Genomic DNA, 23,617 nt, shown 5'->3' on the forward strand with positions numbered 1-23,617 from the left:
AGAGGACGCTTGACCGCGCGATGTTTATTGCACATCATCGGCGGCACGCAGCCGCCGGCTGCATCAAGGAGACCCGCATGAAATTCATACTCGCCGCCGTACTGGCAGCCAGCTGCAGCGCCGCCGCCATGGCCGCACCGGCGCAGGACCAGGCATTGCAGGCCGCGCTGGCCGGCAGCCAGCGCACGCCGGACAACGTCAAGCGTGACACCTACCGCCACCCGTATGAAACGCTGACGTTCTTCGGCATCCGGCCGGACATGACGGTGGTGGAGCTGTCGCCGGGCGGCGGCTGGTACACGGAGATCCTGGCGCCCTACCTGCGCGACAAGGGCAAGCTGATCGCGGCCGGCGCCACGCCCGATTCGAAGTCGGCCAACGTGGCGAAATCGGGCGAGCGCTTCAAGGCGCGCCTCGATGCGAATCCCGGCGCCTTCGGCAAGGTGCAGCTGGGCGCGTTCGAGCCGGCCAACGGCGTCTATACGTATGCGCCGGCCGGCAGCGCAGACATGGTGCTCACGTTCCGCAACATCCACAACTGGATGGAAGATGGCGATGCGCGCCTGAAGGCAGTCTTCAAGAGCGCGCACGAGGCGCTGAAACCGGGCGGCGTATTCGGCGTCGTCGAGCACCGCCTGCCCGCGGCGAAAACGCAGGATGCCAGCGCATCGAGCGGCTACGTGCACGAGGCCTATGTGATCAAGGTGGCCGAAGCGGCCGGCTTCAAACTCGAGGGGAAATCGGAGGTGAACGCCAACCCGAAGGACACGGCCGACCATCCGGGCGGCGTGTGGGCGCTGCCGCCGACCTATGCGAACAAGGATGCGGACCGGGCGAAGTATGCGGCGATCGGCGAGAGCGATCGCATGACGCTGAAGTTCGTGAAGCGCTAGGCTTCACGGACCGGTGAAGATGGATCAGCGAGCCTTGCGCTGGAGGCGGCTCATCAGGGTACAGAAGGCCACGAAGACCACCACCATGGAGCCGCACACCGCGGCTACCGACAACATCAGCTCGTTCATGCTCACGCAACTTTCACTCTATGACAACAACGAGATTATGCTGCATTTGCACATGAAACATTCTCACTGAAACTCACTGTTACAACCATTTACTTGTTTCTTTTCATCACCAGCGGCTTGTGCAGTGCGATATGCGTGCTTCCCCTGCCAACGCGCGTGCTTCTCGACATATCGGACCGGCGCCCGGCCTTGCAAACCAGTGTTGCAAATCGGTTCCGCCGGGCTGTTCCGATACGCCGCGCGTGACTGCTAGTCCGGCGTGGCGGCCGTCGCAGCCTTCACCGGCGTCAGCGCCAGGTCATGGAAGTCGTAGCTGAAGTCCGTCTCGTCCGAGATGGCGGCCATCTTCACCCGCTCGATCGAGCCGTCCGCATTCAGGGCGAACGTCACGTAGGCATCCGCGTTGAAGTTGCGCTCCTTCCAGCGCACGATGAAGGTGTCGTGCTGGAAGTGCTCCAGTTCGCCTACCAGGTCCGGCGTGCGCGTGAAGGCCAGCACCTGCTTCCGGCCTTCGTGGCGGATGACGACCTTGCCGTACCACGGGTCCGTGTACTCGCCGTCATACGCTTCGCGCGGCAGCGAAGGCTTCGACCCGGCGGCACGCGCGGCCTTCGCCTTGCCCTGCTTTTCCTGGTCCTTGCGGTGCGTCTCCTGTTCCTGCGCCGCGTAGACGCCGATCCAGTCGGTCGGCGCCACGCCCAGGTAGTGATCGAGGATGCGCCACTGCAGCGCCGTCATCGCGCTGCCGTTTTCCGCATTCGTGAAGATGGCCACGCCCAGCTTCTCCTCCGGCATCATCAGCACGCGCGAATAGAAGCCCTGCAGCGCGCCGCCGTGCAGCACCAGCTTCTTGCCGCGGTAGTCGCGGATATTGAAGCCCAGGCCGTAGAAATTGAAGTTGGCGCGGGTGGCGGCCAGTGCCCCCTTCGGTTCACCCACCTTCATCGGCGTGACGGGCGACCAGATCTCGCGGCCCTGCGCGGCACTGAACAGGCGCTTGTCCGAACCGGCCACCTCGCCGCCGGCCAGCAGCACGTTCATCCACTTCGCGATGTCTTCGGCGTTGGTGTCGATGCCCACGGCGCCCACGGCATTATCGACCGGCATCGGCTTGACGACGGCCGCCTTGCCATCGATCCTGCTGTGCGGCGCCGAGTAGTCAGGCGAGCGCAGCATCGCGGCCACGCTCGTCGTGGTGGCCGTCATGCCCAGCGGCGCCAGGATCCGTTCCTGCACCGTGTCGCCCCAGCTCTTGCCGGTTTGTTGCGCGATGATGCGGCCCGCCACGATGTACAGCAGGTTGTCGTACGCGTAGGCGGAGCGGAAGCTGGTGGAAAGCTTCACGTAGCGCAGGCGCTGGATGATCTCGTCCGTCGAGAACGTCGTGGTGGGCCACCACAGCAGGTCGCCGGCACCGAGACCCAGGCCGCTGCGGTGCACCAGCAGGTCGCGGATCGTCATTTCCTGCGTCACGTACGGGTCGTGCATGCGGAAGTCCGGCAGGTACTTGATGACGGGATCGTCCCACTTCAGTTTTCCTTCGTCCACCAGCTGCGCCAGCGCGACGGCCGTGAAGGCCTTCGAGTTCGAGGCGATCTCGAACAGCGTCTTGCCGGTGACGGGTGCCGGATCGCCTTTCCTGCGCACGCCGAAGCCCTGCGTGGCGACGACCTTGCCGTCCTTGACGATGGCGATCGCGATGCCGGGCACGTCGAACGTCTTCAGGGCCAGGTTGACGTCGCGGGCCAGGTCGAAAGCGGGTGCCGTGGCGGCGGTGGTTGCAGTGACTGCATCGGCCGCGCCGGCGAACGGCATGGCAAGGGCGGCGCAGGCGCACAGCACCAGCGCGGCCAATGGTTTCTTGAGGATCATGGTGGCCTTATTTCTTCAGCAGCTTGTCGACGGATTTCTGTGTTTCGGGGTGGTAGTGCGCGCGCGCCTTGGCATAGACACCCTTCGCCCAGGCGGCATCCTGCGGATTCTTCAGCAGCGCCGTGTACAGCGGCAGCACGAACTTCTGGCGGCCCACGCTCATCAGGAAAGCGTTGAGCTGCTCGCGCACGTCGTAGCCGGCATGGACGGAGGCCAGGTAGAAGCGGTACGCGATCTCGTTGTTCCTGCTGTTCTTGAGATTGAACGTCTGGTCCAGTTCGCGCAGCTGCGCCACGCTGGCCTTGCCGTCGATGTCGTTCAGGAAGTGCATCCATTCGGTGGCGATCCAGCTGCGCGCCGTCAGGTCGGCGGTGGGCTGCTCGCCCTTCAGCCACGCATCGCGCTGCGCATCGACCGCGAGGAAGCGCTGCGAGACCACGCGCTTGGCATTGGCCGGAATGCCGGGACCATACAGCCACTCGTCGAGTTCGGCCTGCGTGATCACTTCGGGGTGCTTGTCCAGCAGGTTGGTGCGCAGGTAGGCCAGGAACTGCTCGGTCGTCGCCGACTGGAATGCATGCTGGTCGAACCAGCCGCGCAGGAACGGGTCGAACACCTCGCGGCCGGCGCGCTGCTCGAGCGTGCGCAGGAACCACGCGCCCTTCGGGTAGGCCAGGCCTTCGTCCGTGTAGGTGTTCGGGTTGACGTCCGGATCGCGGCTGACCAGCGCCTGCTTCGCGGCCGGGATGTCCTTCAGCGAGGCGATGGCTTCTTCCTGCTCCACCTGCAGGTTCATGTCCGCCACTTCGGCGCCGTACAGCGTCTCGAGGATGCGCGTCGTCACGTAGGTGGTGAAGCCTTCGTTCAGCCACCAGTGCTTCCACGAGGCGTTCGTGACGAGGTTGCCGGACCACGAGTGCGCCAGCTCATGGGCGATCAGGTCGTTCAGGCTGCGGTCGCCGGCGATCATCGTGGGGGTGAGGAACGTCATGCGCGGGTTTTCCATGCCGCCGATCGGGAACGAGGGCGGCAGCACGATCATGTCGTAGCGCCCCCACCGGTACGGGCCGTAAAGCGCCTCGGCGGCGGCGATCATCTTCTCCGTGTCGGCCAGCTCGAAGGCGGCCGCTTCGATGCGGGCCGGTTCGGCGTAGACGGCCGAGCGCGGGCCGATATTGCGCACGTCGATCTCGCCGATCGCAATCGCCAGCAGGTAGGAAGGAATCGGCTGCGGCATGCGGAACGTCCAGCCGCCCTTGCCCGTGCCGTTCTGGTCGTTCTCGGCGCTCATCACCACGCGCATGCCGGCCGGTGCCTGCACGCGCGCGGCGTAGGTGAAGCGCACGGCCGGCGTGTCCTGCACCGGCGCCCAGGAACGGGCATCGATCGATTCGGACTGGCTGAACATGAAGGGGCGCTTGCCGGACAGCGTCTGCGCCGGCGTCATCCACTGCAGCGCACTGGCGGTGGGCGCCGTGTGGTAATACACGCGCACCTTCTTCGGCTGGTTGCGCAGCGAGATGCGCAGCGCCTGGCCCTTCTTCGGATCGGCCTTGTCCAGCATGTACGAGGCGGCCACCCACTTGCCGGCCGCGTCCTGCACCTGCACGCGCGCGATCGACAGCTGGCGCGTGTCGAGCACCAGCGTGCGGGCATTGCGGTCGATCCAGTTCAGCGTCAGTTCGGCGTAGCCCGTCAGCGTCTTGCGTGCGAAGTCGGCCTTCAGGTCGAGGAACAGGTCGGTGGTGCGGACCTCGTTGTAGCGGGCGTAGCTGAGCGGGTCCTGGGCATGGGCGGCCGTGGCCAGCAGCGCGAACGCGGCGGACAGCGTGGCCGAACGCACCAGGCGCAAAGAAGGTTGTCGCATGTGCTTCCTTTAAAAGTGTGTGCCGCCCGCGCGGGATCGCCGGCGCGGGCGCGGTGGAGGATAGCATATGCGATGCGGTTTTCTGGCCCCCGCCGGGCACCTCTGCTATCATGGCGACCGTTCTTTGGGGAGTAGCCTCCTGTGCTGCGCCGGCATCGTCGGCATGGACAGAACCTGCATCAACATGATCGGCCCGCAGGCCGTGGTGCAGGTGGCCGCAAGCATCGTCTTGCCGGCCTGGCGAGACCAATGATCCACGGGCGGCCCATTACTTGCACCAGGGGCCGGAGCTGCGCGTGGATCTTTGGTGAATTTCCGGCCCCCAGCCACCTTCAATGGAAGCCTTCCTCGTTTCAACGGGCATCGTCGCCCTCGCCGAAATCGGCGACAAGACCCAGCTGCTTGCCTTCGTGCTCGCCACCCAGTTCCGTCGTCCGCTGCCCATCGTGGCCGGCATCTTCGTCGCCACCGTCGTCAACCACTTCTGCGCCGCCGCCGTCGGTACGTGGCTGACGGAGCTGATGGGACCGAACGTGCTGCGCTGGATCCTCGGCCTGGGCTTCATCGCGATGGCCGCCTGGATCATGGTGCCGGACGAGATCGACGAGGACGACAAGCCCTCCGGCAACCACGGCGTGTTCGTCGCGACGCTGATCGCCTTCTTCCTGGCCGAGATGGGCGACAAGACGCAGATCGCCACCGTGGCCCTCGCGGCGCGCTTCGACGACATGGCGTCCGTCGTGATGGGCACCACCCTGGGCATGATGCTGGCGAACGTGCCGGCCGTTTATCTGGGCAGGAAGGCTGCCACGGCGGTCAACCTGAAGCTGGTGCACGGCATTGCGGCCGCGATCTTTGTCGTGCTGGGGATTGCCACGCTGATGGGGGTTGGGGAGGCGGTGGGGTTGTAGAAGAGATCGGGGACAGGCACCTGTCCCCGATGTTCGGTGCATGTTTACACGCGCAGCTCGACGGCGTGCTCGCGGCCATCATCGACCAGCGCGATCTCCATGGCCGGCTGCGCCGCGCCATCGACCGTCAGCGACGGCGTGCCGCGCGAGACGCGGATTGCATAGCGGCTCCTGCCATAGCGGTAGTTGAGCGTGAAGCCCTCCCACTCGTCCGGCATGCGCGGCGCGAGCGCCAAGCGGTCGGCGTTGCGGCTCAGGCCCAGCAGCGACTCCAGGATCAGGCGGTACATCCAGCCCGAAGAACCCGTGTACCAGCTCCAGCCACCGCGACCCACGTGCGGTTCGACCGCGTAGATGTCGGCCGTCACCACATACGGCTCGACCTTGTAGGTGGCGATGTTGTCCGCGCTGCTGCCATGCTGCACCGGGTTGATGAGCCGCATCAGCTCCCAGGCCTTGGCCGTGTCGCCCATCTTCGCGAAGGCCATCACGGTCCACACGGCGGCATGGGTGTACTGGCCGCCGTTTTCCCGCACGCCCGGCACGTAGCCCTGGATGTAGCCGGGGTTCGGATCGGCCTTGTCGAACGGCGGGTCGAGCAGCTGGATGAAGCCCGCGTCGCGCTTCACCAGCCGCGCATCGACCTGCGCCATCGCGCCATGCACGCGCTGCGGATCGGCGGCGCCGGACAGCACGCCCCAGCTCTGCGAGATGGAGTCGATCTGGCATTCCTCGTTCTCGCTCGAGCCGAGCGGCGTGCCGTCGTCGAAGTAGGCGCGGCGGTACCACTGGCCGTCCCACGCGTTCTGCTCCACGTTGGCCGCCAGCTTCTTCGCCTCGTCGCGGCACTCGTTCGCGAAGCCGGTGTCGCCACGCGCTTCGGCCACCACCGCGAACTGCTGCAGCACGTCGAACAGGAACCAGGCCAGCCACACGCTCTCGCCCTTGCCTTCCGCGCCGACCTTGTCCATGCCGTCGTTCCAGTCGCAGGAGCCGATCAGCGGCAGGCCGTGCACGCCGAAGCGCAGGCCGTTGCGGATGGCGCGCACGCAGTGCTCGTACAGGTCGCCCGACTGGGGCGAACGGCCCGGCATGTCGTAATACGAATCCTCCTCCGGCTTCAGCGGGCGGCCTTCCAGGTACGGTGCCTGCTCGTCCAGCACGGTCGCATCGCCCGTGATCTGGATGTAGCGTGCGGTTGCCAGCGGCAGCCACAGGTAATCGTCCGAGCAGTGCGTGCGCACGCCACGGCCGGTGGGCGGATGCCACCAGTGCTGCACGTCGCCTTCCACGAACTGGTGCGCCGCGCACAGCACCAGGTGCTCGCGCAGCAGGTGCGGTTCGGTGTGCACCATCGCCATCGCATCCTGCAGCTGGTCGCGGTAGCCGATGGCGCCGCCGGACTGGTAGTAGCCGCTGCGCGCCCACAGGCGGCAGGCGATGGTCTGGTACATCAGCCAGCCATTGGCGATCACGTCCAGCGCCGGGTCGGGAGTCTGGATCGTGACGGCACCCAGCGTTTCCTTCCAGTGGCCGTGCACGGCGGCCAGTGCTTCCTGCGCGGCGGCGATCCCGCCATGCTTCTGCACCATCGTGGCCGCATCCGCATTGCGGCGGCCGCCGATGCCCAGCACGAACACGATCTCGCGCTCCTGGCCCGGCTGCAGTTCGAACGGCACCTGCAGCGCGCCGCAGCTGTCCAGGCCCGTGCCCACCTTGCCGGACAGGCGCTGGCGCCGCAGCGCCGCGGGACTGGCCAGCGTGCCGTTCCGGCCCAGGAATTCGGTGCGGTCGGCCGTCACCGTGCGCGTCGCCGCATCCACGTGGAAGAACGCCACGCGGCCGGAGAACTCGGTGTTGTACGGATTGCGGGCGAACAGCGCGCCGCTCACGGGGTCCTGCTCCGTGATCACGTGCATGCCGGACTTCGAACGCATCTCGCCCAGCACCCATTCCACGTAGCCGGTGGCGGACAGCTTGCGCGTCACGAGCGAATCGTTGCGCACCTTCAGAATCGTGTAGCGCACCGGCGCTTCGTTGGCCACGTAGGTCGTCAAGGCCGACGTGATGCCCGCTTCCGTGTGCTGGAAGGTGCTGTAGCCGAAACCATGGCGCGTCACGTAGTCGCCGCTGCCGCGGGCCGGCAATGGCGTTGGCGACCAGAAGTGGCCGCTGGCCTCGTCGCGCAGGTAGAACGCTTCGCCGCTGGCATCCGTCACCGGATCGTTGTGCCATGGGGTGAGGCGGAATTCGTGGGCGTTCTCGTGCCAGGTATAGGCCTGGCCGCTTTCCGAGACGATGCTGCCGAACTGCGGATTGGCCAGCACGTTCGACCACGGTGCCGGCGTGCGGCGGCCCGGTCCCGTCACGATCACGTACTCGCGGCCATCCGGCGTGAAGCCGCCGATACCGTTCGACAGGATCAGGTCATGCGGGATGTGGGTGTGCGGGCCCGCGTCGTCGTACTCGCCGCGGCTGTCGGCCAGCAGCGGCGGCATGCGCAGCGTCTGGACGCCGGTGCGCTTGACCTGTTCGGCCAGCGTGCCGCGCCCGTCGTTGACGATCACGCGCGCCACCGTCTGCAGCAGGATGCGGTCCTCGGTCGAGATCTGGTCCAGCGGGCGCACGTACACGCCGCCCGGCCGGTCGATCGCCTGGGCATCGATGCCGGAGGCGATCAGTCCCATGATCTGGTCGTACAGCGCCTGGCGGTAGCCGGACGTGTCCTCGAACCAGATCACCAGGTCCACGACGAGCCCTTTCAGGCGCCAGTAGGCATGCGCCTGCACCATCTGCTTGGCCAGCTCGATGTTCTCGGAGTCCTTCACCTGCAGCAGCACGATCGGCAGGTCGCCGGAGATCGCGTACGGCCACAGGCCGGACTGGCCGCGATGGTTCTTGATCAGCACGGCCGCATCGGCACGCAGCGCCGCGTTCGGGTAGATCACGTGGTTGGCCAGGCTGCTGTACAGCTGGCCGTCCGCCTCGCTGGCGTTCAGCTGGCGCAGCACTACCTGGCTGTGCGTCCAGGCCAGTTCGAACACGCGGTCGGCCATGTGGCGGTCCTGGTACTTGTCGATCAGGTACCGGGCCGCCTCGCGCGTGTCCGTCATGCCGGTGGCGATGTCGATGGTGGCCTGCTGGTCCGGTGCCAGCGTGATGCGGTAGCGGATCGCCACGATCGGATCGAGCACCGAGCCCTGGCCGCCGGCCAGCGGGCCCGCCTCCACCAGCGCCTGCGGCGCGCGCACCGTGTTGCCGCGGCCGATGAAGTGGGCGCGGTCGGTCTCGTACGACACCTCGACCACCTGCGCGTCATGCACCGTCATCACGTGCAGCATGAACGGCGTGTGCTCGCCCTTGCCGCGCGGGCGACGGGTGCACAGGATCGCGCTGTCGTCCGGCAGGATCTCGGTCTGCACGAACAGCTTAGAGAAGGCCGGATGGGCTTCGTCGGCCGCGGCCGGGGCCAGCACCACTTCGGCAAAGCTGGTCAGCTCGATCGTGCGGCTGCGCGAGGAGTTGTTCGTCACGCGCAGGCGGCGCATCTCGATGTCGTCTTCCGGCGAGACGACGATCTCCGTGTAGGTGTCGATGTCGCGGTCGCCGCGGCGGAATTCGGCGCGGCCTTCGGAGAAGATTACCTCGTAGCGCTCCGGCTCCGTCAGGGTCGGTTGATAAGTGTTCGACCAGAAGTGGCCGTCCTCGTCGCGCACGTAGCAGAACTGGCCCCAGTTGTCGCGCGTGGTGTCCTCGCGCCAGCGCGTGACGGACAGGTCGCGCCAGCGGCTGTAGCTGCCGCCGGCTGCGGTGACCATCACGTGGTAGCGGCCGTTCGACAGCAGCTGGGTTTCCGGCACCGCCGTGTTCGGCTGCGACAGCACGCGCATCGGTGCCGCCTGTTCGTTGCCGTTGGTACGCACGGCCGCGGCCTGCTCCGAGCTGGTGGAGTAGAACGCGCCGATGCGCGGGCTGCGTTCCTGCAGCATCAGCAGCGCCGACTGCAGCATCGGATCGGATTCGAAGCGGCGCTGCATCGGCCGGTCGTGCAGCAGGTAGGACAGGGACAGGAAACCCATGCCCTGGTGGTGCACCATGAACGACTTGACGATGCCGAAGGCCTGGCCGCGCGGCAGGCGCGACTGCGTGTAGTCGACCGCCTCGTAGAAGCCGTAGCGCCCCATGAAGCCCAGCCCGGCCATCTTCTGCAGGTTCTGGCAGGCCGCTTCCGGTTCCACCATCAGCGCCATCATGGAGGCGTAGGGAGCGATCACCAGGTCGTCCGCCAGGCCGCGCTTCATGCCGGTGCCCGGCACGCCGAACGCGCGGTACTGGTAGTTCATGGAGGCGTCCACCGTCGTGTAGCCGGATTCGGAAACGCCCCACGGCACGTTGCGCTGGCGGCCGTATTCGATCTGCGCCGCCACCACCGAGTGATAGGTCTGGTCCAGCAGCGTGTCCGGATAGGTCGGCATCACCAGGAGCGGCATCAGGTACTCGAACATCGAGCCGCTCCACGACATCAGCACGGGCTGGCCGTGCACGATGCACAGCTGGCGGCCCAGCGCGAACCAGTGCTCCTGCGGCAGCTGGCCCTGGGCCACGGCCACGTAGCTGGCCAGGCGCACCTCGGAGGCGAGCAGGTCGTAGTAGCTGGCGTCCAGGCGGCGGTCGGTGACGTTGTAGCCGATCGCCAGCAGCTTGGTGGTGCGGTTGAACAGGAAGCCGTAGTCCATCTGCGCGAAGTCGCGCGCCTGCGCCGCCAGTTCCTGCAGTGCGGCCATGCGCACGCGCGCCACGTCGGCGCCCTGCTCCAGCAGCACGGCGAGATGCTGGCGCCGCTCGCGCTCTTCCGGCGCCAGGTCGGACATGACCGCGCCGGCCGGCGGATACGCCGCCAGTTCGCGCAAGGTGGGAATGCGCAGCAGGCCCGGATCGATGATGGCGCCGGTATGCGCCACGATCCACGGTGCCAGCAGGTCCAGGTCGTCCAGCGCGGCATGGCATTGCGCGGCCAATGCCCCGGCCCACATGCGCACGGTGGCGTCGTTGGCCAGGATCGGTTCGGCCAGCAGCGCGTCGGCCGCCGTCATGGCGCGGCACAGCCAGGCGCGCAGTTCCGGCAGGTTGGCCGGGTACAGCGGCTGCGCCGGCATCACCGCTTCCTGCAGCGGCGCCAGCAGCGCGTGGTCGATGCCTTCGGCGGCCTCGAAGGCTTCCTGCAGCACGTGCAGCGTGGTGGCGATGCCGTCGACGATCTGCGGGCCGAGGATCGCGTCGTCCGGCGCGCTGGCCAGGCCGGCCTGCAGCGTCAGCAGGTGGCCGGCCAGGTTGCCGCTGTCCACCGTCGACACGTAGACGGGATGCAGCGGCTTCTTCGACTGCGTGTCGTACCAGTTGTAGAAGTGGCCCTGGTAGCGTTCCAGCTCGGCCATCGTGGCCAGCGTATTGCGGGTGCGCTGCAGTACCTGGGCCAGCGTCACGTAGCCGAAGTCGTAGGCCGTCAGGTTGGCCAGCAGCGCCATGCCGATATTGGTGGGCGAGGTGCGGTGGGCGATCACCGTGTTCGGATGCTCCTGCACGTTATCCGGCGGCAGCCAGTGGTCGTCCGGTCCCACGAAGGTTTCGAACCAGGCCCAGGTCTTGCGCGACAGGACGTGCAGGAACTGGCGCTGGTCGGCGGAGAGCTGCGCCTGCAGGCGCGCCACCGGGCGGCTGATCCACCAGGCCACCACCGGCGCGAGGAACCAGGCGACGAGGAAGATCGTGGCCGCCTCGAAGGCCTTGATGCGCCACATCGCCAGCGCGGTGCCGGCCACCAGCGCCAGCACCGGCGACACCCACATGGCGCGCCAGCTGCTGGCCAGGCCGCCGTTGGCACGCGACAGTGCCGAGGGACGCCACTGCAGCAGGTGCTGCTTCGAGACGAACATGCGCCAGCCGGTGCGCACGATGGCGTCCAGGCTGAAATACGCCTCGTACGGCAGGAACACCAGCGTGAGCACGGCATGCGCGAGATGCAGGCCGCTGCGGCGCGCCGCGTTCGGCAGGTGCTGGCGCCACAGCGTGTCCGGCGACTTGTGCGTGAAGTCGTAGGCGATCGCCACGAGCGACGGCACGAAGAGGATGGCCAGCACGGCGGCGGTCCAGAACCACGGATGCGGCAGCACGGCGAAGGCCAGCAGCAGCGACAGGGTCAGGGCCGGCGCGACGAGGCTGCGGCGCAGGTTGTCGAACAGCTTCCAGCGCGACAGCGCGGACAGGGGATTCTTCTCGCGCTGGCCATGCGCATTGCGCACGCGGCCGAACAGCCAGCCGGCCAGCTGCCAGTCGCCGCGGATCCAGCGGTGGCGGCGGCTCACGTCCTCGCGATAGCGCTGCGGATACTGCTCGAACAGCTGAGCGTCGGACAGCAGGCCGGCGCGCAGGTAGCAGCCTTCCAGCAGGTCGTGGGACAGGATGCGGTTTTCCGGGAAGCGGTCGTCCAGCACGCTCTCGAACACGTCCAGGTCGTAGATGCCCTTGCCGATGAACGAGCCCTCGGCAAACACGTCCTGGTACACGTCCGACACGGTGCGCGTGTACGGGTCGATGCCCGGCTCGCCGCCGCACAGGCGCTCGTACAGCGAGGCGTCCGGGCTGGGCAGGCTCACCGCCACGCGGGGCTGCAGGATGCCGTAGCCGGCCACCACGCGGCGCGTGTGCGGGTCGATGCGCGGCTGGTTCAGCGGATGGCGCATCGTGGCGATGAACTGGCGTGCCGAATCGCGCGCCAGCTGCGTGTCCGAGTCCAGCGTGATGACGTATTTGACGGTATGCAGCCCGCCCGTTTCGCCGACGATCAGCGCGAAGGCAGCGCGTGCGTTGTCTTTCAGGCGCAGGAAGCGGTTGAGGTCGGAGAGCTTGCCGCGCTTGCGTTCGTGGCCCATCCACGTGCGTTCCGTTTCGCTCCAGCGGCGCGGGCGGTGCAGCAGCACGAACGGCGCTTCGTTGTCGGCATGGCCGTATTTCGCGTTCAGCGACTCGATGTGGCCGCGCGCCCGTTCCAGAAGCGCCGCATCGGTGGGCAGCGTTTCGGACGGCGCATCGGCGAAGTCGGACAGCAGGCAGAAATGCAGGTTCGGATCGCGGTTGGCCAGGAAGCGCACTTCCAGCTGTTCGCACAATTCATCCACATTCGCCACGCTGTAGAACAGCGACGGCACCACCACGACGGCGCGCGCATCGGACGGAATGCCGCCCTTGAAGTCCATGCGCGGCAGCGGGTGCGGCCGGGTGACGAGCGTGGCGACCCAGTTCACCAGCGCCAGTGCCAGCTGGCTGCTGCCCATCAGACCGACGATGGCGACGAGCGCCAGCAGCCAGCCCGTGACGCCGTCGCGCAGCGCCCGTTCCACCATCAGCCCGGTGGCGACGACGGACAGCGCCGCGATCGAGCCAAGGTAAGACACCAGCGGCGCCGCACGCAGCGTGGCCTGCAGCGCCTCGCGCGGCGGGCGCCGCAGTTCGGCCTTGCGCTCCAGGAGCAGCACGCCCTTGTCGATCAGGTAGAAGCCGATGTGGCCATGGTGCGGGTCGCGCGATTCGCTGCCCTGCCCCTGGTGCATGCGCGCCAGTTCCAGCGCCAGGCCGGCCACTTCCGCCTCGGCCAGCGCGGAGCCCCGCGCGATGCGTTCGATCACGTGGCGGTACTGGTCGCGCGTGGCGAATTCCATCGCACCGTACACGCCGGCCGGGTCCTCGCGCAGGATGCGTTCGACGGTGCTCATCGTCTCGACGAATTCCTGCCAGTCCATCGTGCCCAGGAAGCGCAGGCTGCCGATGCTGTTCGCCAGCGACACCTGTTCGGCGGCCTGCTGGCCGATCTCGGCCTGGATCTGCTGTTCGATGGTCTGGCCTTCGTCGGCCAGCTTGTAGGTGATCCACGTGAGCGCCAGCGTCAGCGCCGGGCTCTGGCCCTGCAGGCGGCGCGACATCTCGGCAACGAAGCCGCTGGTGACGGGCGGGTTCGAGCGCGCCATGTCGGCCACCAGCAGGATCAGGCCGGACGGATTCTTGTCGGCCGTTTCCAGCATCTGGTCGGCCCAGCTGTTGGCCAGGTCGCGCTGGTAGCGGTTGGCCGCCACCCGCGCGGCCACGCGGCGCATGTTTTCCAGCAGGGCCAGGCGCAGCATGATCGGGATCGCCCACAGTTCGCCGAGGGTCAGCGGCGCGGCTTCCTGGTAGGCCTCGACGAAGCGGCACAGGCTTTCCGGATCGACGCGGCCGTCGCCATGCGCGATCACTTCCAGCGCCAGCTTGTAGACGCGCGGCGTGCCCGGTGCCGCGCCTTTTTCCAGACGGGGCAGCTCCTTGCTGTAGTCCTTCGGCAGGTGGCGCCGCGCGATGCGGATCTGTTCTTCGATCAGGTAATAGTTATCGAGCAGCCATTCGGAGGCGGGCGTGATCTGCCGGCCTTCCTTGACGGCCGCCGTCAGCTCTTCCGCCGTCTGGCGCAGCAGGGCGGCATTGTCCGTCAGGCGGGACAGCAGGCGGTCGGGACCGCCCTTCTTGCTGAGCACGTGGGACTGCGCCAGCACGCGGCCATGGTTGGCCATCTGCTGGGCGCTGTAGAGCTCGGCCCTGAGCGGCAGGTCGTCTTCGTCGGGCGGGAGGGCGGCGGAACCGGGTTGCGATTCCTGGAAGCTGGCGGTCACGGCACGCCAGGGCTGGAAGAATTCTTTCAAGAGTGCCTCGCTTCTGAGGCGGGCAATCGGCCCACCGCGGCTAACAGTATATTTCAGGCAATATTATTCTCGCTTGCGGGTTACAACTGTTCGCTAGCGAACATACGAATGATGCAGTGCAAAAGAACGGCCCTGTCACTCTGCAGTACGAATGAAAACGGCGGCCCGGAGGCCGCCGCATGCGCATTTGGTTGACCAGAAGTGTCATGCGGCCAGGGCGAATGGCCGCTGCGGGGTGCCGGCCAGGGCCACGCCGCCGGACAGGCTCCAGGCCATCGGATAACCGAGATCGCGCAGGCATTGCGCGGCGCGCACGCTGCGGTTGCCGGCGCGGCAGAAGAACACCAGCGGCACCGGGCGCGCCAGCCAGGCGGGGATCTGCTGCGCCAGGCGGCCGAGGGGGACGTTGATGGCATCTGACTTTGCAGCGGCATGCTCGAACGTTTCGCGCACATCGACCAGCACGGCATCCGGATGCGCGGCCAGGAAGGTGGCGAGATCCGCCGCGGCCAGGTGCAGGTCCACGTCCTCTTCCCGCCGCGACTGCACGCCGGTGCAGAACGGTGCCACCGCTTCCGTGGCGGGGCACAGGAGCATGCCGGCCGGCAGGTCATCGGCCAGCAGGTCATCGGCCAGCAGCATAGCGGCCAGCGAGGCCGGGGCCATCGTGCCCGTGAAGGCGTGGGTGTCGTCCAGCAGGTAGCACACGCCAGCTGCCGACACAATGCGGCGCAGCGTGCGTTCGCCCAGCGCGATGGTGTCGTCTCCTGCCGGCGCCTCGGCGCGGGTCGACAGGCTGGCCACCGGCCGGTAGCCGCACAGCAGCGCCGCAATGCGTGGCGCCAGGGCCGGCTGGGCATCGATCACGGCGGCCGTGCGGCTGGCCGCATCGAGCACCAGCCAGGTGTGGGCGCCGTTGGCGGTCAGCTGCAGCAGGCCGCCGGCAACGGGCGTGTCGCTCGTGTCCAGCAGGCCGGCGGCGCGCAGCGCCTGGCCGCAGCGGGCGATGCAGGCGCAGGCTTCGGTGATCGTGGCGGCATCCATCAGCGGGCCGTACGACAGCCGCACGGCACTGCTGCTGCGCCACACGGGCAGGCCCATCGCATCCAGCACATACGAGGGTTTGGCGGCCTTGGCGGAACAGGCGCTGCCGCCGGAGACGCGCACGTCGGCCGCATCGAACAGGTCCAGCAGCTCCTTGCTGGACAGGCCCGGCACGGAGAAATTGAGCGTGGTGGGCAGCGCGTGGTTGAACGGCGCATTGAACACGACACCCGGCAGCGCGGCGCGCAGCGCGTCCGCTACTTGTTCGCGGAAGCCGCACAGCTCGGCGTGCGTGCGGAACGTGCCGCCCGCTTCCAGCGCGGCCAGCACGGCGCCGAGTGCGGCGATGCCCGGCATGTTCTCGGTGCCGGAGCGCTGGCCCCCTTCCTGGCCGCCGCCCATCAGCAGCGGCGTGAACGGCGCCCCTTCACGCACGTACAGCATGCCGGTGCCCTTCGGCGCATACAGCTTGTGGCCGGAGAACGGCGCGTAGTCGATGCGCGTGTTCGCCAGTGCCAGCGGCAGCTTGCCCAGTGCCTGCACGCAGTCGACCATCCACAGCGCCGGGCTGCCCGCCAGCGCGGCGGCAATGCCGTCCAGATCCGAGACGATGCCCGTCTCGTTGTTGGCGGCCATGGTGCAGACGAAGGCGGCGTCGGGCGCCAGCGCGCGCATGGCGGCCAGGTCGTGGCGGCCGTCGGCATCGACGGGCAGCGCGACCAGCTGCAAGTCCAGTCCGAGCAGCGCGTTCCAGTGCGCCAGGCTTTCCGGCACGGCCTTGTGCTCCGTCGCACCGTAGACGAGCAGTGACCCGGCGCCCGCGCCCTCGGCACGCCGGGCGCGGATGGCGCATAGCGCGGACAGCACGGCGGTCTGGATGCCTTCCGTGGCGCCGCTGGTGAACATCAGCCGGCCGGTGGGGGCACCCAGCACGCGGCGCGCGCAGGCCCGCACCTCGTCCAGCACGGTTTTCGCGCGCAGGCCGGTGCCGTGGACGCTGCTCGGGTTGCCGTACTGGTCTTCCATTACCTGGAGCGCGGCGCGCAGGGCGGCAGGCAGGATGGGCGTGGTGGCGTTGCTGTCGAGGTCGATGGTATCCATGGCTTTAGCTTAACGAATCGGCACAAGCCATTCATGCCAATTGCATTGCGTCAATGCGTTAATATTGGCATGAATATTCCACTTTTAAGGAGTTCATAGCATGAATGATCTCGACAAGTTCGATTACGCCATCCTGGGCGCCCTGCAGGTGGACGGCACGCTGTCCGTCGCCGAGCTGGCCACGCGCGTGGGGCTGACCAGTACGCCGTGCTGGAAGCGGCTGAAGCGCCTCGAGGAGGAGGGCTACCTGGACCGCCGCGTGGCCCTCGTCAACCGGCACCAGGCGGGCCTGCCCGTCACCGTCTTCGTCAGCGTGCGCACCAGCCAGCACGACGAGAAATGGCTGGCGAAATTCGCCGCCGCCGTCATTGCGCTGCCGGAGGTGATGGAGTTCCACCGCATGAGCGGCGACGTGGACTACCTGCTGAAAGTGGTCACCACCGACATCGAAGGCTACGACCGCTTTTATAAAAAACTGATCCGCGCGATCAACCTGACGGGCGTGTCGTCGGCCTTCTCGATGGAGCAGATCAAGTACACCACGGCCCTGCCGCTGGACCTCGTGGCCCATGGCGCCATGTCATAATGAAATGATGCATGTAAGATCTTTATTTGTTTCCCTCCTGCCCGCGCCCGGCACGGCCAGTCCCACCGAACGCCTGCGCGCCAGCGGCGGTGCCCTGCTCGGCCTCTTCGTGACGGGGGCCGGCGCCCACTTTTTACTCGGGGCCGACGCGATCTGGCTGGTGGCGCCGATGGGCGCCTCGTCCGTGCTGCTGTTCTGCCTGCCCGCCAGCCCGCTGGCGCAGCCCTGGTCCGTCATCGGCGGCAACGTGATTTCCGCCCTGGTGGGCGCGGCCTGCGTACGCTGGCTGGGCGACGTGCTGCCGATGCCGGCGCTGGCCGCCGTCGGTGCGGCCCTGGCGATCGCCGCCATGTTCACGACGCGCTGCCTGCATCCGCCCGGTGGCGCCGCGGCCCTGACGGCCGTGATCGGCGGGCCGGCCGTGCATGCGGCCGGCTTCGCGTTTCCGCTGGGTCCCGTGCTGATCGACTCGCTGCTGCTGGTGGGCGCCGCGATCGTCTACAACAACCTCACCGGCCGGCGCTACCCGCAGCGCCAGGCGCCCGTCCACCCGAACCCGCATGCGACGAAGGATGACGTGCCCACCGTACGCCTGGGCTTCAGGCCGGAAGACCTGGACGCCGTGCTGCAGCGCTACGGGCAGGTGCTCGACATCAGCCGCGACGACCTGGAAGCGCTGTTCCTGGCGACCGAGATGCGCGCCTACCAGCGCCGCTTTGGCGTGATCACCTGCGGCGACATCATGTCAAAGGATGTCGTGACGGCCGAATTCGCCAGTCCGCTGGCCGAAGCCTGGCAGGCACTGCGCGGCCACCGCATCGCCGCGCTGCCCGTGCTGAATCCGGCGCGGCGCGTGATCGGCATCGTCACGCAGGGCGACTTCCTGCAGCATGGCGGCCTGGACGACTACCGCACCCTGCGCACCCGGCTGGCCGCGTTCCTGCGCCCCTCCGGCCTGTCGCACACGGAGAAAGCGGAAGTCGTCGGACAGATCATGACGGCCAAGCCGCGCGTGGCGCAGGCCGATACGCCGATCGTCGACCTGGTGCCGCTGATGGCCGATGCGGGACTGCACCATATTCCCGTCGTCGACTGCGAGGGGCGGTTCGTGGGCATCGTCACGCAGTCCGATGTGGTGGCCGCGCTGTACGAACACCGCCTGGCGGAAGCGGCCGGGCCGGCCTGAGCTCATCCACGGCATTGACAGGGCCGCGTGAAGCATCGCAAGATCACGCACCGCCCTCACCATGGACTCCCGATGAAACACCGCTTCGCCATCGGCGCGCTGGCCACGAGCCTGCTGCTTGCCTTTGCTCCTGCCCACGCCGGCCAGCCCGCCAATCCCGCCCCGGCCGGCAAGGTCTCCGCCACCGTCTCCGCCCAGGAGAGCAAAAAACTCCTGGCGCTGGCCGACGAATACTACGACGCCAATGCCCGTTTCCAGCCCGTGGGCGCGACGGAAAACGGCGATGCCCGTTTCGACGACCAGCTGGGCAAGGCCATCTTTCCCGCCGAGCGCGCGAAGCAGTACGCCCGGTACCGCGACTACACGCGCCGCCTGGCAGCCATCGACCGCAACAAGCTGACGCACCGCGACCTGATCAACTACGACGTGCTGGCCTTCGAGCTCAAGACACTGCTGTCGTACGAGCCCTTCCCCACCCACCTGCTGCCGATCAGCCAGATGGACAGCATGCCCGTCACGCTGGCCAACTACGCCAGCGGCGAAGCCTCGCAGCCGCTCACCACCGTGAAGCAATACCGCGCCTACCTGAGCCGCCTGCAGCAGCTGCCGGGCTGGATCGACCAGGCGATCGCCAACATGCGCGAAGGCGTGCGCACCGGCGTCACGCAGCCGAAGGCCATCATGGTGTCGGCGCTGCCGCAGTTCCAGAAGCTCGTCAGCACCGTGCCAGAGCAGAGCATCTTCTACACGCCGGTCGGCAAGCTGCCGGCCAGCTTCTCCGCCGCGGACAAGGCCGCGCTGACACGCGACTACCGCGCCGCCGTGGCGAAGCTGCAGCCGGCCCTGGCCCGCCTGGCCACGTACATCGAGCAGGACTACATTCCCGCCTGCCGCACCTCGACGGGCCTGGGCGACGTGCCGAATGGCCGCGCCTGGTATGCGGCCAGCATCGCCGACACCACGACGACGGACCTGACGCCCGAAACGATTCACGCCACCGGCCTGAAGGAAGTGGCGCGCATCCAGGGCGAGTTCGCGAAGCTGGGCCCGCAGCTGGGCTACACGGGCGCGCCGGCCGGCCTCCCCGTGTGGGTGTCGCAGCAGCCGCGCTTCTTCCCGTTCAAGACGGAGGATGAAGTGCAGGCCGTGTACCGCCAGCTGAACGGCGTGCTGGACGAAAAACTGCCGGCCATGTTCACGCTGCTGCCGAAGGCGAAGCTGGACCTGCGGCTGGAGCCGGAACTGTCGCGCGACACGGCGTCCGACCACTACACGTCACCGGCCAGCGACGGCTCGCGGCCCGGCGTGTTCTGGTCCGTCGTTACCGATCCGGCCAAGTACGGCAGCACGGGCATGACGACGCTGTTCCTCCACGAAGGCAAGCCCGGTCACCACTTCCACATCGCGCTGATGCAGGAGCTGGGGCTGCCGAACTTCCGCAAGTTCGGCGGCAACACGGCGTTCACGGAAGGCTGGGCGCTGTATGCCGAAACGCTGGGCCGCGAGATGAAGCTGTTCGACGACCCGGCCCAGTACTTCGGCCACCTGAACGACGAGCTGCTGCGCGCCACCCGCCTCGTGGTCGACACGGGCATGCACGCGAAAGGCTGGACGCGCGAGCAGTCGATCCAGTACATGAAGGACACGCTGGGCTACGATGCGGTGGCGAAAAGCGAGACGGAACGCTACATGGCGTGGCCGGGCCAGGCGCTGGCCTACAAGATCGGTGCGCTGAAGATCCAGGAACTGCGCCAGCGTGCGCAGGCGGCACTGGGCGACAAGTTCAGCCTGCCGGCCTTCCACGAACAGGTGCTGGGCGACGGCACGTTGCCGTTGAGTCTGCTGGAGGCGAAGATCGACCGCTGGATCGCGGCACGGAAGGGATAGTCTGAAAGTGGGTGCATCTGCAATGGGTGCACCCGGCCCATCTTCGCGCGGCACCGGGCGTGCCGCGCTGTTGGCTGCCATCGCTTACTTCTTCAGCGCATAGCGCTTGATGCGCTTGATCACCAGCTCCGGCATCGCCTTGATCTGCTTGGTGTGGCTGGCAAACACGATCTGCTGGCGCCCCACCGACACCGGATTGCCGTTCGCATAGAAGCGGAACTCCAGCCAGAACGAGCAGCGCTTCACATCGTAGGCATTCACTTCGCAGGTGATTTCCTGGAACGGGAACGTTTCAAGCAGGTAGTCCTGCTGCGCATGCTTGGTGATGAACACCCCTTCCTGTTGCAGCATGTCGCGCGAAATGCATTCGTAGAACCATTTTTCGCGGCAGATGCCCTGCCATTCGAAATACCGGGCAAAATAAGTATTGCCATAAGCATTCGAGTCCTTCAGGTAGATCGTCAGGTGGTGGTGGAAGGTCTGTGCGGCGTTGAGGTCGTTGCTGGTCCCTGCATCGTTGGCGACGTTGGCATGCATAAACATTTTATTCTCCCTAGTGGTGGTAGCGTCTGTTGGCGACAGTTCGTTTTACTTTCCGAACACCTCTACTTTTTGCCGTAAAGCATTTTCGCCGTTTGACTTGCCGCAAAGCCATAGCGAATAGCGTGCAGTTGAGCAAGACATCACCACAATCTGTTGCTAAGATCGGTTGCCTGTTAAGAAAAATTTAATGGCCAAGGAGCGCGCATGTACTCGATCTTGCCGGCACTGGTGTCCCTCGTTTTTCTCAGCTACGGCGCCTACGTGCTCAACTCGCGCGGCACGACGAGCATCAGCCTGACATTCTTCCTGGTCTGCATCACCACTTTCAGCTGGCAGGCCACGTGGGCACTGCTGTTCCAGGTACACAATCCCGAGACAGCCTTGATGCTGGCCAGGCTAGGCTACCTGCCGATCCTGTTCCTCCCCACCACGCTGTACCACTTCATTGCCGAACTGACGGGCCAGCGGGGCGAGAAGCCCTTCGTGCAGGCCAGCTATGCGCTGGCCGCCCTGCTGACCCTGCTGACGGCCTCGACGGACTGGTTCCTGTCCGGCATGTACACCTACTTCTTCGGCTACTACCCGAAAGCGGGCTGGCTGCACCCCGTGCACCTGGTGCAAACGGTGACCGTGGTGCTGCGCGGCCTGTACCTGCTGTACCGCCGGCAAGGGCTGGCGATGTCGACGGAAAAGGCGCGGCTGCGCTATTGCCTGTTCAGCATCCTGATCTATTTTTTCGCGGCGGTGGATTACCTGTGCAACTACGGCGTGGAGTTCTATCCGCCGGGCGTGCTGTTCATTGCCGCCAGCCTGGGGCTGATCGCCCAGGCGATGGTGCGGCACAACCTGCTGGCCGATCCGCTGGCCACGGCGGCCAGCATCGCCCACGAGGTGCGCACGCCGCTGGCCACGATCCGCAGCCAGTCGCGCGTGCTGGCGCGCAACCTGCCGGAGCTGATCGCCGGCTACCGGCGCTCGCAGACGTCCGGCCTGAGCGACGACCAGCTGGCCTACCTGAGCGAGATCGCCCAGCACATCGAGGCCGAAGTGTCGCGCTCGAACTTCATCGTCGACATGCTGCTGGCCTCGGCCCGCATCGGCAGCCTGGAACGGGACACGTTCGCGCTGCACTCCGTGAAGGGAGCGGTGGAGGAGGCGCTGGCCTGCTATCCCTTTACCGAGCACGAACGGGAACGCGTGAGCGTGGCGGTGCGCGACGATTTCCGCTTCTACGGCTCGGATACGCTGCTCGTCTACGTGCTGTACAACCTGCTGAAGAACGCGCTGCAGGCCACGCGCGTGAAGGGCCGCGGCACCGTGCGGGTGGAAGCGCTGCGCGATGGGGACCAGAACCTGCTGATGGTGACGGACACCGGCCACGGCATCGCCGCGGACGTGCTGCCCCACGTGTTCGAGCCGTTCTACACGACCCGCAAGACGGGCGGCGGCACGGGCATGGGCCTGGCGTTCTGCCACAAGGTCGTCACCGCCTTCGGTGGCACCATCCGCTGCGAGTCGGAGGTAGGCAACTACACCCGCTTTACCCTGGTTTTTCCGAAGGAGCGCCCGCTGCCGGCCCCGTCAGCGGCGCTCCCTGACCCCTTTCCCGTCCCCGACCGCGCCCGCTGAAAATAGGGACAGACCCCATTTTTCAGGAAACAATTGCCGAGAAAATGGGGTCTGTCCCTATTTTTGCTATTTTTGAAGCAACGCCGTCTTCACGATCTCGTCCAGCACCTCCTGGTGCCCCAGCACGAACACCTTCCGCCCGTCGAGCATGTTCAGGATGAACCCCTGCCCGTCCCGCACGCGGCGCTGGAAATCGGGGAGCGAATACAGGTTGGGATTGATCTTGCGGCGCAGCAGCCGCTCCGCCGCCGGCAGCCGGTTCAGCAGCTCGCCATACGTGGTGTTCTCGCCGATCAGCAGCAGCTCCACGGCATCGGTGGACGCATCGTCTTCCTGCGCCGTCTTCCCGTACACGAAGGCCACGTTCAGCGCCTTGCGCATCGGCGCCAGCACGGAATGCAGCACGCTGACGACGCTGAACGTCTTGCGCACGATGCTCGCCAGCTCGTCGTACACGGGGCTGTCCTTGTTGGGCCGGAACTGGCGCACATTGCCGATGCGTTCCGAGACGATCAGCCCGGCCTCGTGCAGCCGCTTCAGTTCGCGCTGCGCGGAGGCGCTGCCGAGCCCCGTCTGCCGCATGATCTCGTTCAGGTGGAAGCCTTCGTTGACTCGTACAAACAACAAGCCCAGCAGTTTCTGCTGGGCGGGGGAAAACAGGGCCGAGGGAATCATGGACCAAATCTTAGCATGGCAGATCCGCGACGGCGCCACGCCACGGCCCGTGCCGGACGCTACAATCGCCGGATCAGATTACTGGGGTTCAGTGAAATGGAAAACGCCATGAAGACGCATCAGGGCAGCTGCCACTGCGGCGCGGTGCGGTATGCCGCCACCTTCGACCTGGCGGACGGCACCCTCCGCTGCAACTGCTCGATCTGCACGAAGAAACGCTGGTGGGGCGCGACGATGCCGCGGTCACGGTTCGTCCTGCTGCAGGGCGAGGACGCGCTGACGGACTATACCTTCGGCCGCCACGTGGAGCGGCACCGCTTCTGCCGCCATTGCGGCGTGCAGCCGTTCATCTTCACCACGTCGCCAACGCACGGCGATTTCGTCATCGTCAACGTGGCAACGCTCGATGACGTGAGCGACGAGGAACTCGCCGCGGCGCCGGTGCGATACGTCGATGGCCGCCATGACGACTGGCAGACACCTCCTGCGGTGACGTCGCACCTCTAGGCAGCCAAGGCGACAGTCAAAAAAAAACGGCACCCCAAGGTGCCGTTCTTGTTCCAGGCCG

Annotated in this window: 13 protein-coding genes and 1 riboswitch; of the genes, 7 read left to right on the forward strand and 6 right to left on the reverse strand. The window is 66.9% G+C overall.

The window, feature by feature from the left end; genetic code table 11:
- The first annotated feature begins 77 nt into the window (after nucleotides 1-77).
- Entirely contained in the window at nucleotides 78-893 is an 816-nt protein-coding gene (locus IP91_RS25460; RefSeq protein WP_145653358.1) for a class I SAM-dependent methyltransferase, read from the forward strand.
- Between the two features lie 378 nt (nucleotides 894-1,271).
- On the opposite strand, the gene IP91_RS25465 is transcribed toward IP91_RS25460, so the two are convergent.
- Both IP91_RS25465 and IP91_RS25470 read right to left on the reverse strand, forming a co-directional pair.
- Complete coding sequence (locus tag IP91_RS25465; protein ID WP_145653360.1) at nucleotides 1,272-2,894, reverse strand: serine hydrolase; 1,623 nt, start codon at nucleotides 2,892-2,894, stop codon at nucleotides 1,272-1,274.
- A gap of 7 nt (nucleotides 2,895-2,901) precedes the next feature.
- Nucleotides 2,902-4,761 carry a M1 family metallopeptidase gene (locus IP91_RS25470; RefSeq protein WP_145653362.1) on the reverse strand — a complete coding sequence of 620 codons (1,860 nt, stop codon included), beginning with the start codon at nucleotides 4,759-4,761 and terminating at the stop codon, nucleotides 2,902-2,904.
- A 114-nt stretch (nucleotides 4,762-4,875) separates the two neighbouring features.
- A riboswitch (yybP-ykoY riboswitch) is annotated at nucleotides 4,876-5,083 on the forward strand.
- Nucleotides 5,084-5,096: 13 nt separating this feature from the next.
- Between IP91_RS25470 and IP91_RS25475 the strand changes: the two genes are divergently transcribed.
- Nucleotides 5,097-5,672, forward strand: a complete 576-nt coding sequence (locus IP91_RS25475) for a TMEM165/GDT1 family protein (protein WP_145653364.1) — start codon at nucleotides 5,097-5,099, stop codon at nucleotides 5,670-5,672.
- 44 nt (nucleotides 5,673-5,716) lie between these two features.
- Here IP91_RS25475 and IP91_RS25480 read toward each other — a convergent pair whose 3' ends face one another.
- Together IP91_RS25480 and IP91_RS25485 are read right to left on the reverse strand one after the other, a co-directional pair.
- A complete protein-coding gene (locus IP91_RS25480; protein WP_371860652.1) occupies nucleotides 5,717-14,398 on the reverse strand; it encodes a glycoside hydrolase family 94 protein in 8,682 nt (2,893 codons plus the stop codon).
- Between the two features lie 204 nt (nucleotides 14,399-14,602).
- The gene (locus IP91_RS25485) at nucleotides 14,603-16,543 is read right to left on the reverse strand and encodes an aminotransferase class V-fold PLP-dependent enzyme (RefSeq protein ID WP_145653365.1); all 1,941 of its coding nucleotides are present in this window, start codon (nucleotides 16,541-16,543) and stop codon (nucleotides 14,603-14,605) included.
- 100 nt (nucleotides 16,544-16,643) lie between these two features.
- Between IP91_RS25485 and IP91_RS25490 the strand changes: the two genes are divergently transcribed.
- From IP91_RS25490 to IP91_RS25500, 3 genes are all read left to right on the forward strand, one after another.
- Nucleotides 16,644-17,129 carry an Lrp/AsnC family transcriptional regulator gene (locus IP91_RS25490; RefSeq protein ID WP_145653367.1) on the forward strand — a complete coding sequence of 162 codons (486 nt, stop codon included), beginning with the start codon at nucleotides 16,644-16,646 and terminating at the stop codon, nucleotides 17,127-17,129.
- Between the two features lie 4 nt (nucleotides 17,130-17,133).
- The gene (locus tag IP91_RS25495) at nucleotides 17,134-18,315 is read left to right on the forward strand and encodes an HPP family protein (RefSeq protein WP_229474967.1); all 1,182 of its coding nucleotides are present in this window, start codon (nucleotides 17,134-17,136) and stop codon (nucleotides 18,313-18,315) included.
- A 72-nt stretch (nucleotides 18,316-18,387) separates the two neighbouring features.
- The gene (locus IP91_RS25500) at nucleotides 18,388-20,202 is read left to right on the forward strand and encodes a DUF885 domain-containing protein (RefSeq protein ID WP_145653369.1); all 1,815 of its coding nucleotides are present in this window, start codon (nucleotides 18,388-18,390) and stop codon (nucleotides 20,200-20,202) included.
- Nucleotides 20,203-20,286: 84 nt separating this feature from the next.
- Here the strand turns inward: IP91_RS25500 and IP91_RS25505 are convergent, their stop codons facing one another.
- Nucleotides 20,287-20,745 (reverse strand): acyl-CoA thioesterase, encoded by a 459-nt coding sequence (locus tag IP91_RS25505; RefSeq protein WP_145653371.1) that lies wholly within the window; start codon nucleotides 20,743-20,745, stop codon nucleotides 20,287-20,289.
- A 204-nt stretch (nucleotides 20,746-20,949) separates the two neighbouring features.
- Here IP91_RS25505 and IP91_RS25510 point away from each other — a divergent pair, with 204 nt between their 5' ends.
- Nucleotides 20,950-22,374, forward strand: a complete 1,425-nt coding sequence (locus IP91_RS25510) for a sensor histidine kinase (RefSeq protein ID WP_145653373.1) — start codon at nucleotides 20,950-20,952, stop codon at nucleotides 22,372-22,374.
- Nucleotides 22,375-22,440: 66 nt separating this feature from the next.
- Here the strand turns inward: IP91_RS25510 and IP91_RS25515 are convergent, their stop codons facing one another.
- On the reverse strand, nucleotides 22,441-23,049 hold the full coding sequence (locus tag IP91_RS25515; RefSeq protein WP_145653375.1) for a winged helix-turn-helix domain-containing protein: 609 nt from the start codon (nucleotides 23,047-23,049) through the stop codon (nucleotides 22,441-22,443).
- A gap of 108 nt (nucleotides 23,050-23,157) precedes the next feature.
- On the opposite strand from IP91_RS25515, the gene IP91_RS25520 reads away from it, so the two are divergent.
- A complete protein-coding gene (locus IP91_RS25520) occupies nucleotides 23,158-23,556 on the forward strand; it encodes a GFA family protein (RefSeq protein ID WP_145653377.1) in 399 nt (132 codons plus the stop codon).
- Nucleotides 23,557-23,617: the final 61 nt, after the last annotated feature.

Origin of the sequence: Pseudoduganella lurida, from assembly GCF_007830455.1 — a bacterium.
In the GTDB taxonomy this organism is placed as follows: Bacteria; Pseudomonadota; Gammaproteobacteria; order Burkholderiales; family Burkholderiaceae_D; genus Rugamonas; species Rugamonas lurida.

Excerpts from the sequence above, each read along its gene's own strand:
- IP91_RS25460 (WP_145653358.1), top strand. The coding sequence starts at position 78 with ATGAAATTCATACTCGCCGCCGTACTGGCAGCCAGCTGCAGCGCCGCC.
- IP91_RS25465 (WP_145653360.1), bottom strand. The coding sequence starts at position 2,894 with ATGATCCTCAAGAAACCATTGGCCGCGCTGGTGCTGTGCGCCTGCGCC.
- IP91_RS25470 (WP_145653362.1), bottom strand. The coding sequence starts at position 4,761 with ATGCGACAACCTTCTTTGCGCCTGGTGCGTTCGGCCACGCTGTCCGCC.
- IP91_RS25475 (WP_145653364.1), top strand. The coding sequence starts at position 5,097 with ATGGAAGCCTTCCTCGTTTCAACGGGCATCGTCGCCCTCGCCGAAATC.
- IP91_RS25485 (WP_145653365.1), bottom strand. The coding sequence starts at position 16,543 with ATGGATACCATCGACCTCGACAGCAACGCCACCACGCCCATCCTGCCT.
- IP91_RS25490 (WP_145653367.1), top strand. The coding sequence starts at position 16,644 with ATGAATGATCTCGACAAGTTCGATTACGCCATCCTGGGCGCCCTGCAG.
- IP91_RS25495 (WP_229474967.1), top strand. The coding sequence starts at position 17,134 with ATGATGCATGTAAGATCTTTATTTGTTTCCCTCCTGCCCGCGCCCGGC.
- IP91_RS25500 (WP_145653369.1), top strand. The coding sequence starts at position 18,388 with ATGAAACACCGCTTCGCCATCGGCGCGCTGGCCACGAGCCTGCTGCTT.
- IP91_RS25505 (WP_145653371.1), bottom strand. The coding sequence starts at position 20,745 with ATGTTTATGCATGCCAACGTCGCCAACGATGCAGGGACCAGCAACGAC.
- IP91_RS25510 (WP_145653373.1), top strand. The coding sequence starts at position 20,950 with ATGTACTCGATCTTGCCGGCACTGGTGTCCCTCGTTTTTCTCAGCTAC.
- IP91_RS25515 (WP_145653375.1), bottom strand. The coding sequence starts at position 23,049 with ATGATTCCCTCGGCCCTGTTTTCCCCCGCCCAGCAGAAACTGCTGGGC.
- IP91_RS25520 (WP_145653377.1), top strand. The coding sequence starts at position 23,158 with ATGAAGACGCATCAGGGCAGCTGCCACTGCGGCGCGGTGCGGTATGCC.